General features: G+C 66.0%; 6 protein-coding genes. 5 read left to right on the top strand and 1 reads right to left on the bottom strand.

The window, feature by feature from the left end; all coding sequences use genetic code 11:
- On the bottom strand, nt 1–2,106 hold a 2,106-nt coding region (locus tag KAY22_RS20200; protein ID WP_296625055.1), incomplete at its 3' end, for a hypothetical protein.
- A 277-nt stretch (nt 2,107–2,383) separates the two neighbouring features.
- Between KAY22_RS20200 and KAY22_RS20195 the strand changes: the two genes are divergently transcribed.
- From KAY22_RS20195 to purB, 5 genes are all read left to right on the top strand, one after another.
- On the top strand, nt 2,384–4,156 hold the full coding sequence (locus KAY22_RS20195) for a hypothetical protein (RefSeq protein ID WP_296625054.1): 1,773 nt from the start codon (nt 2,384–2,386) through the stop codon (nt 4,154–4,156).
- Nucleotides 4,157–4,166: 10 nt separating this feature from the next.
- Nucleotides 4,167–6,275: an FkbM family methyltransferase gene (locus tag KAY22_RS20190; RefSeq protein ID WP_296625053.1), complete on the top strand. Its 2,109-nt coding sequence runs from the start codon at nt 4,167–4,169 to the stop codon at nt 6,273–6,275.
- Nucleotides 6,276–6,280: 5 nt separating this feature from the next.
- The gene (locus KAY22_RS20185) at nt 6,281–7,291 is read left to right on the top strand and encodes a KpsF/GutQ family sugar-phosphate isomerase (RefSeq protein WP_296625052.1); all 1,011 of its coding nucleotides are present in this window, start codon (nt 6,281–6,283) and stop codon (nt 7,289–7,291) included.
- A gap of 56 nt (nt 7,292–7,347) precedes the next feature.
- Entirely contained in the window at nt 7,348–8,040 is a 693-nt protein-coding gene (radC, locus tag KAY22_RS20180; protein ID WP_296625051.1) for a DNA repair protein RadC, read from the top strand.
- A 79-nt stretch (nt 8,041–8,119) separates the two neighbouring features.
- A partial coding sequence (purB, locus tag KAY22_RS20175) for an adenylosuccinate lyase (protein ID WP_296625050.1) occupies nt 8,120–9,270 on the top strand: 1,151 nt, incomplete at its 3' end.

Genomic DNA, 9,270 nt, shown 5'->3' with positions numbered 1-9,270 from the left:
TGCCTTGCCCCGGCTGGTGGACAGATCATGGTCGAGCGCGACGCGCGTCACCGTCGCCTGCGACTTGGGCTCCTTCAGCGTCGCGGTTGCCGTTATCCTTCCCCCGACGAGGGCCAGACGGACATCGTCCGACCGCAGCGGGTGGAAACGAGAATCCACGGTCTGGGCATCCGCGACCTGCAGCCCTCCTTCGACCGAGAGGCGGCTGCCCGCTAGCCGCCAGCGCCCCTGGCCTTCCGTCATGAGCAAGGGCACGGCTGCGAGCTTCCCCGAGAGCGCCTCGAAACTGCCGGCGATTCCCTCATTGTCGACGCGTCCGTCCAGCCGAGCGATATCGAGGCGAGTAAGGTCCTGCGGATCGCCCAGCCTGACGGCGAGGCGGTCTAGACGGAAGCCCGGATCGCCCACCGACGCGGTCAGCCTTCGTCCCTCGATCGCCAGCGGCCGTCCGCCGATCGTGCCGCGCAGCCTTGGCGCCTGCACGACCGCCCCACCCGAAAGGGCGCCGTCGCTGCTCCGGCGGAACAGCGCCCCGCCTATTGGGCAAAGGGGCAGCCTGCTCGAACCGATCGTCGTGCCCGCGATGGACAAGCGGGACCAGCTTAGCGGCGCGCAAGCGGAGTTGAGCACCATTGCTCCGCGCTCGCCTATCGTCAGACGCAGCGGCAGGCGTGCATCGTCGATCCGACCGTCAGCCAGCGGGCCACTCATTCGCACCCCGGTCGAGATGGAGAGCACCCCGCGTCGGTCCCGCGCGAAGGCAATCGGATCGAACGCCAGAGAGGCCTGCGCAGTACGATAGGGCGCGAGGCTGGCCGACCCTTCCAACGGGCCTCCCGGAACGGTCTGCCGCGCGGTGGCCAAGAGATGCGGCAGGCCACCGCCCGACAATTCGAGACTGCCGTTTGCGGCGATCCCTTCGGACATGCTCCACCCGATACCGGAGGCGCCTGTTGGGCGGAGGAGAAGCCTCGCTCCACTCCGGCTCTCTCCGGCAACGCGCATTATGCGGAGTTCCGCCTCGTCGCCACCAAAACTGGCGCGGACATCCGCCTCGAGGTCGGCCCGCGCCGCTGCACGAGCAAGCGCCCCGGCCCAGGCATCGAGCACGGGTCCAGGCGGAAGTGCGGCCAGGCTCTTGCCCAGGCCTAACAGTGCCGCTGCCGAAGCCGGCGAAAGGCGCGCGTCCGATGCGCTCAGTTGCCCATCGAAGTCCGCGTCGCCGCGCGACGTGATGCGATATCTGCCGCGCAACCCCAGTGCATCGACCTTGCCCTGTGCCATGGTGATGGCCCCGGCGCGCAGGTCCGCCTCTCCTGCTACGCCGGCACTTCCAGCCGTGAAGGCAAGTTGGCCGCCAAGCCTGCCGATCCGCGCTCCACCGGCAAGGGCAACGCCCCTGGTCGGCTTCAACGTCCCCCGCCATTCCGCCAGATCGGAACGTCCCTGCAGATCGCTCGCAACCACGACTTCGGACAGCCGAACACCGGCGCAATCGATCATGGAGGCACGAAGCGGGCCTGAAAGGCGGGGCGCGCCGTCCGCCGTCGTCAGCTGCAAGGCCGCACCCAGTTTCTCTGCGACGCATTCTTTCGCGACCAACCGTGGAGCGGACAACGTGACCCGCCCCTTGAACCCGTCGTCCAGGCGACCGGCGCCATCGACTATGAGCGACACCATCCCGGCAGGGCTCGCAATATCGGCTCGTGCCGACCGAGCCGTCAGCGAAATCGCCGGCAAGGCGAAAGGCGCATCGCCCTGCCCTTCCGGCAACAGACGATCGACGGCACCCAGCGACAGCTTCCCGTCGACGACCCGCCCCTTGATCCGCAGCCCGCCTGCGTCGACCGCGCGGACATGGACGCCACCCAAGCCGAAGCCCAGCTCGACCTCCGCCCAGTCGGCGACGAGATCCGGCGAGCGCGGATCCCCGATGACGACATTCTCGATCCGGTGGGTTCGAACGCCGATCTGCGCGAGGCGATAGCGCGCGGCAACGCCCTTCTCGCGCAGCATCTCGTCGATATAGGAAGCCGCGATCGGCATCCGTTCGGACCATAGCCACAGACCGCCAGCCGCCAATGCTAGGGCACTGGCGCCTGCCACTATCAGGGCATGCTTCTTGCGCGGCGACGCAGCCTCCATAGCGCGGGGCTTAATCGTTCAGGACGATGGCGTCACCCCGCTGGCGACGGACCGCCGCGTCTGCGGGTGGGGATCGATCCCCGAAAACATGGTTAACCAACCCTCAACGCTTTCCCTCTATCCAGGACAGGGTCCTAACCGTCCGCCGTCCGGCATTGTTCCGCCACCGGCTCGTTTGCGGGATGCGGGCGGAACCGGATGCGCGTCCGGCGGTCCGGCCGGCTGTCAGGAGTGTCGCGTGTCGATTCAGATTGCAAATGCGCTGGTGCAGAGGCTCGGCCCCTGCGTGATCCAGATCGACCAGGCGGCCCATCCCGAACTCGCCTGCGAACTGGCGCTGATGGGGTGCGACATCACCGAGCCCGGCACAAGATCATCGTCTCCCAGCTCCATCCGTGCCGGCTATCTGGCCTGGACGGGACCGGGTGCCGGGCCGCGCTTTGCCAGCGCCATCACGCCCTTCGCCCAGGCGGGAACGCTCGCCCTGCACAGCGCAGGCCAGCCGCGCGAAGCGCTCGAAGCACAGCTCTTCGCGCATGGCTGGCGTCGTCATCCCGCCTCGATGATGCTGCACGAATATGGCGCATGGACCGCTGACTGCCTGCCCGCGCTTACCTATTGGCAGCATGACAGCGGCCAGCGGGACGGCTGGCTCGACCGTGGGTTCGACGCGGACGCGATGATCGCGCGCTGCGCGATGGCAGCGACGCATGTTCGCACCGGCGACCGCGTCCTGATCGATGGCGCCGGATCGGACGATGCCGCGGCAATCATCCTCGCGCTCTCACGCGCAGGAACGGTGTTGTTGGTCGGCGGGGTCGGCGATTCCCGCTGGGAGACGACAGGCCCCGCACTCGACGCCGTCCCCGCCCAGTCGATCGACCTGGTGGTCGCCTTCGACGCCGAAACTCCGGAAGGCTGGCAGTCGCGCGTGGCAGACTATGCCCGCCTGCTGAAGCCGGACGGCCGCGCCGTACTCGGATGGCAGCGCGACCGCGGCGATGGTGCCCGCCCCCGCGACTGGGACGCCATGGACGACACGGTGTCCGAATGGCTCCTGCCCGAGCTGCGCTACGCCCAATGTCCCGCAAGCCCAGATGCCCGAGGGCCGCAGATGATGCTGCAGACACCGGCCGAGCAGGCGGCCGATGTCGAGTGGCTGATCATGGTCGCCTCCGCCAACCCGCTGCTCGGTGCCGACGCAACGCTGGAATATGAAAACCCCGCCTATCCACTGCGCCACGGCACCCCGCCCGCCTTGGTCGATTTCGGCTCGGCCTATGACAATCCCTGGCTCTATCGCTCGCTCGTCCAGATGGGTGAGCGGCTGAATCACGAAGTCAAGCTCGCACGCCTTGCGGAATGTGTGATCGAGGATTCGCGCCCCGACTCCGCCGACCGCGGCGCCGCCATCGCGGTGCTTGGCTACCGCATCCTGGAAATGCGCCGGGCTGATCTGGCCGGTGTAATCCTCCCGCCGATCGAGGCCTATGTCGACCAGCCGGTAACGCCGGAGACGCCCGTCCACGTCCTGCGCTGGCGTATATCGCTGTCCTTCCTCGCCGGACGTCTGTGCGAGATGAGCGAAAAGCGCGAAGACGCCGCGCACTGGTATCGGCAGGCCGCCGAAGCCAATTGGTGGGATTTCTCGCCGCTGCTGGCGACCAAGAGCATCGCTGCGGCCTTCTACGAGGCACGGCTGCACCTTGCGGCGGGCAATGCCCAGACCGCACTCGCCTGCTTCCGGCAGGGCATGGAGACATCGCTAAAGGCAGCCGCCAGCGCCCATGACGCGCAGATGGGGCCCGATGGTCACCCCCTGCCCTTCTATCTGCAGGAACTGGCCGAGGTCATCGACATGGGGTCGCAATGCGCCAACGCGCTCGCGCATTTCCACCTGTGGCAGCGCGATCCCGGCCTGTTCTGGCGGCAGGTCGACGTCCGACGCTTTGGCCTCGCGTCCTGGGCCCGCGATCTGGAACATGAGAATCAGCGGCTCAGAGCCGCGTGAGGAGACGAGCATGAATGCCCCCGTTCACGGCTTCGACATTGCCGACGTCCATGCGATCGATGCCCATGGCCACCTGATCCGCTACTTCGGGCAGGGCGCCGGATGGCGCTTCGCGACGCTGCTCGAAAAGGAGCCCGAGACGATCGAATGGATCGACAGTTTCGAGTCCGGCGATCTCTTCTGGGACATCGGCGCGAATGTCGGCATCTATTCGATCTACGCGGCGGCCAGGGCTATCCGGACATTTTCCTTCGAACCGCACTTCGCCAATTATGGCCAGCTCTGCGCCACCATTGCGCTGAACGACGTCCAGCATCTCGTCACTCCCCTGTGCCTGGCCTTCGCTAGCGGCAAGTCGGTCAGCGAGATGAACCTCGCCAGCCTCGATGTCGGAACATCGATGAGCAACTTCGGAGCTGCGCTCGATTTCCGGGGCAATGCCTTCAATCCCGCTTTTCGCCAAGGCATGATCGGCTATGACATCGACAGCTTTGTAGCCGACTTCGGCGTAGAGGTTCCGACCCACATCAAGATCGATGTCGACGGGATCGAACTCGCGATCGTCGAAGGCGCGCGCCGGACCCTGGCCGACCCACGCGTGCGTTCGGTCTCGATCGAACTGATTGACAGCGACGAGCGCCAGGTTTCCGCCGTTGCCGAGATATTGGAGAGCGCTGGTCTTCGTTTCGTCCACAAGCGACAGAACGCCGCCTTTGCCACGCCCGAAACGCGGGACGTGCTCAACTTCCTCTTTCACCGAGACCCAGAAGCCTACCGGCTTCGCGCCTTGCCCGCCACATCGCCCGCACCGGCTGCACCCGATGATGAGCTGGTAACCACCGATCAGATCATCGACGGGATCGTCGCGCACATCGCCTCCGCCCGTCTCGACGACGAGCCGTGCGGCAACATCTACATGCAGGATCTGCTGCCCGCCTCGGTCTATCGCGAACTGCTCGCGCGACTGCCCGACGACGGCACACTGAACCCGATCGAGCATCCCGATGCCATCGACGAATACGGCCAGGTGACCCGCCTGCTGCTCGACCTCACGCATGAGACGCTGTGGCGGTTTCCCGATGAGGACCAGCCTTTTTGGGAGGCGATGATCGAGGTGTTCACATCGCCGCGCATCGCCGCCGCGATCACGGCCAGGTTCGGCCGAACGCTGGCCGATCGCTTCAACGGCGAGATTCCCGATTTGGTGGCCATCCCGATCCTCTATCGCGACAAGCCCGGCTACCGCATCGGCATTCATCCTGACGCGGCCACCAAGGTAGCGACACTCCAATTCTATCTGCCGCAGGATGAGAGCCAGGCCCACCTCGGCACCGTCTTTCATCGCCGGGCGGGCGAGGAATTCGAGCGCCTGAAGCAAAATGCCTTTCTGCCCAACAGCGGTTACGCCTTCGTCCGTACCGAGGAGAGCTGGCACAGCGTCGATCGTCTGGGCGCTGAAGAACGAGATCGCAACACGATCGCGCTTACCTTCTACATCAAGGGTCAGGAATATCGGTCGCAGACCTGCGCGGCCGGCCCCATCCGCTGGTCGGCGCATTATACGCCACAGTTCAGCCGTGCCATTCAGTCGCTTACAGCGGGCTTCGAACGTCGTGACGATGTCGCGTCGCTCTTCGCGGAAAACAGCGTCGGCGTCGAGCTCGGGGTCGCGGCAGGCGAATTTTCGGAGCGGTTGCTGCGCTTTCCCCACATCGCGCATCTCTACAGTATCGACATGTGGGCGGGCGACCGGGGCCATGGGATCGACCAGTATCGCGAAGCGGTGATGCGGCTCGATCCCTATCGGGAACGGAACTCGGTCCTGAAGATGCGGTTCGACGAGGCGCTTCCGCTCTTCCCGGACGACTCGCTCGATTTCATCTATGTCGATGGCTATGCCCATGACGGGCAGCTCAATGGAGCCACTTTCCGCGACTGGTTCCCGAAGCTGAAGCCCGGCGGTGTCTTTTCCGGCGACGACTATTCCCCGGAATGGCCGCTGGTCGTGGAGGCCGTAAATGCTTTCTGCGCCGAACAGGGTCTGGAACTGCATGTGATCGACTGCCAGGAGGATAGCTGGAACTCGCGCTATCCGACCTGGTTCGCGATCAAGCCCTGACGCCCATGGCATGTTTGCCCGGCGAGGCGCCGGCTGCGCCGCAGGCGATCACCGAAACAGCGGCGATCTTGGCCACTGGCCGCGACGTGCTCGATCTGGAGGCGCGCTCGCTGCTCCAGCTCCGCGATGCGCTCGACAAATCCTTTGCCGATGCCGTGTCGCTGATCCTCGCCACGCGAGGCAGGGTCGTCGTCAGTGGCATGGGCAAGTCGGGCCACATCTCGCGCAAGATGGCGGCAACCTTCGCCTCGACCGGCACGCCCGCCATCTTCATCCATCCCGGCGAGGCGGCACATGGCGATCTCGGCATGCTATTGGCCGGCGATCTGTTGATCGCGCTCTCCAATTCCGGAGCAACGCCGGAGCTTCGACCGATCACCGACTATGCGCGCGATATCGGCTGCCCGATCGTCGCGATCAGCGCGCAGCAGCACTCGCCGCTCGCCCAAGGCGCCACTGTCCCCATCATCCTGCCGCCGGTCCGGGAGAGTTGCCCGGTCAACATCTCCCCGACCACCTCGACCACCCTGATGCTCGCGCTCGGCGACGCGCTCGCGGTCGCGGTGATGGAACAGCGCGGCATCACCCGCGAGCAGCTCGAACGGCTCCATCCAGGCGGCTCGATCGGGCTGCGCCTGCTGCCGGTGAACGAGATCATGCATGGCGGGGATAAGTTGCCTCTGGTCACAGCGGCAACGCCGATGCGCGACGCCATCGTCGTGATGACCGAGAAGAGCCTGGGAATCGCCGGCGTCGTCGATGCCGATGGCCGCCTCGTGGGCACGATCACCGATGGCGATCTGCGACGCAATGTGGACCGCCTGTTCACCAGCCGCGCTGCCGACGTGATGACGCGCGGTCCCAAGACGGTGCCCGACGGCACCTATGCCGAGGATGCGCTGTCGATCCTGACGAACAACAAGATCACCGCCTTGTTCGTCATGGACCATGTCGATCCCGACCGCCCCGTCGGACTGATCCACATCCATGACTTCCATCGTCTGGGGATGGTCTGACACCGATCGCACGGCACGGGCTGGCGGCGGCGGAGATTTGCGCTAGCCTGCCGAGAATGGACCGACCCACGACCGATCCCGCCACCGATGCGAGCGGCCACCGCGCGCGGCTGCGCAAGCGGCTGATCGAGGGTGGGCCCGATGCGCTGCTCGACCATGAACTCGTCGAATATCTGCTGGCGCTGACGATCCCGCGCGTGGACACCAAGCCCGCCGCGCGGAAATTGCTCGACGAGTTCGGGGGACTCGGCCCACTGCTGTCCGCCGACGCCGAATCGCTCCGCCGTGCCGATGTCAGCGACGCGGCTATCGCGGGCATCAAGATCGCCGAGGCCGCAGCGCTGCGCCTGCTGCGCAGTGAGGTGAAGGATCGCCCGATCCTGTCCGACTGGCAGGCATTGGCCAATTATCTTCATGCCGACATGGCGCACCGCATGGTCGAGCGGGTGCGCGTCCTGCACCTCAACACCAAGAACGTCCTCATCCGCGACGAACTCGTGTCCGAGGGTTCGGTCGATCAGGCCGCCGTGCATGTGCGCGAGATAATACGCCGCGCGCTGGAGCTTGGCTCGGCAGCGCTGATCATCGTCCACAACCATCCGTCGGGCGATCCCGAGCCCAGCCGCCAGGACATCGCCCTGACCCAGGAACTGGTCGCGGCGGCCCGGCCGCTTGGGATCAGCATCCATGATCATATCGTGGTGGGCACCAAGGGCCAGACCAGTCTGAGAAGCCGCGGCCTGATGTGAATTGGCGGGCGCGCGATTGCCGCTTGCGGCGCCCTCTGCTAGGCGCGCCCGCATATCGGCACTCGAACAAGGACAGGCTATGATCCCGCGCTATTCCCGCCCAGAGATGGTGAAGATCTGGGAACCGGAAACCCGCTTCCAGATCTGGTTCGAGATCGAGGCCCACGCCACCGACGCGCTCGCCGATCTGGGCGTAGTGCCGAAGGACGCCGCCAGGGCGATCTGGGAGAAGGGCAGCTTCGACGTCGCCCGCATCGACGAGATCGAGGCCGAGGTGAAGCATGACGTCATCGCCTTCCTGACCAGCGTCGCCGAACATGTCGGCGAGCCGGCGCGCTTCATGCACCAGGGCATGACCTCGTCCGACGTGCTCGACACCTGCCTCGCGGTCCAGCTGGCCCGCGCATCCGACATCCTGATCGCCGATCTCGACAAGCTGCTCGAAGTGCTCAAGCGCCGCGCGATCGAGCACAAGATGACCCCGACGATCGGCCGCAGCCACGGCATCCATGCCGAGCCGGTCACCTTCGGCCTCAAGCTTGCCCAGGCCTATGCCGAATTCGCGCGCAACCGCGAGCGCCTGATCGCCGCGCGCGCCGATGTCGCGACCTGCGCCATTTCGGGCGCGGTCGGCACCTTCGCCAATATCGACCCGCGCGTCGAAGCCTATGTCGCCGAGAAGATGGGCCTGACCGTCGAGCCGGTCTCGACCCAGGTCATCCCGCGCGATCGCCATGCCATGTATTTCGCGACGCTGGGCGTGATCGCCTCGTCGGTCGAACGGCTCGCGACCGAGGTGCGCCATCTCCAGCGGACCGAAGTGCTGGAAGCCGAGGAATATTTCTCGCCGGGGCAGAAGGGCTCTTCGGCGATGCCGCACAAGCGCAACCCGGTGCTGACCGAGAATCTGACCGGCCTCGCCCGCCTCGTCCGCGGCTATGTGACGCCCGCGCTGGAAAATGTCGCCCTGTGGCATGAGCGCGACATCAGCCACAGCTCGGTCGAGCGGATGATCGGCCCCGACGCGACGGTGACGCTCGACTTCGCCCTCGCGCGCCTTACCGGCGTGATCGACAAGCTGCTGGTCTATCCGGCGCGGATGCAGAAGAATCTCGACCGCATGGGCGGCCTCGTCCATTCGCAGCGCGTCCTCCTCGCGCTCACCCAGGCCGGGATCAGCCGCGAGGACGCCTATCGCATCGTCCAGCGCAACGCGATGAAGGTGTGGGA

It is taken from the genome of Rhizorhabdus sp. (genome assembly GCF_018006725.1).
Classification (GTDB): domain Bacteria; phylum Pseudomonadota; class Alphaproteobacteria; order Sphingomonadales; family Sphingomonadaceae; genus Rhizorhabdus.
Note: the sequence above shows the minus strand (reverse complement) of the source record. Positions and strands in the feature narration are given on the sequence as shown.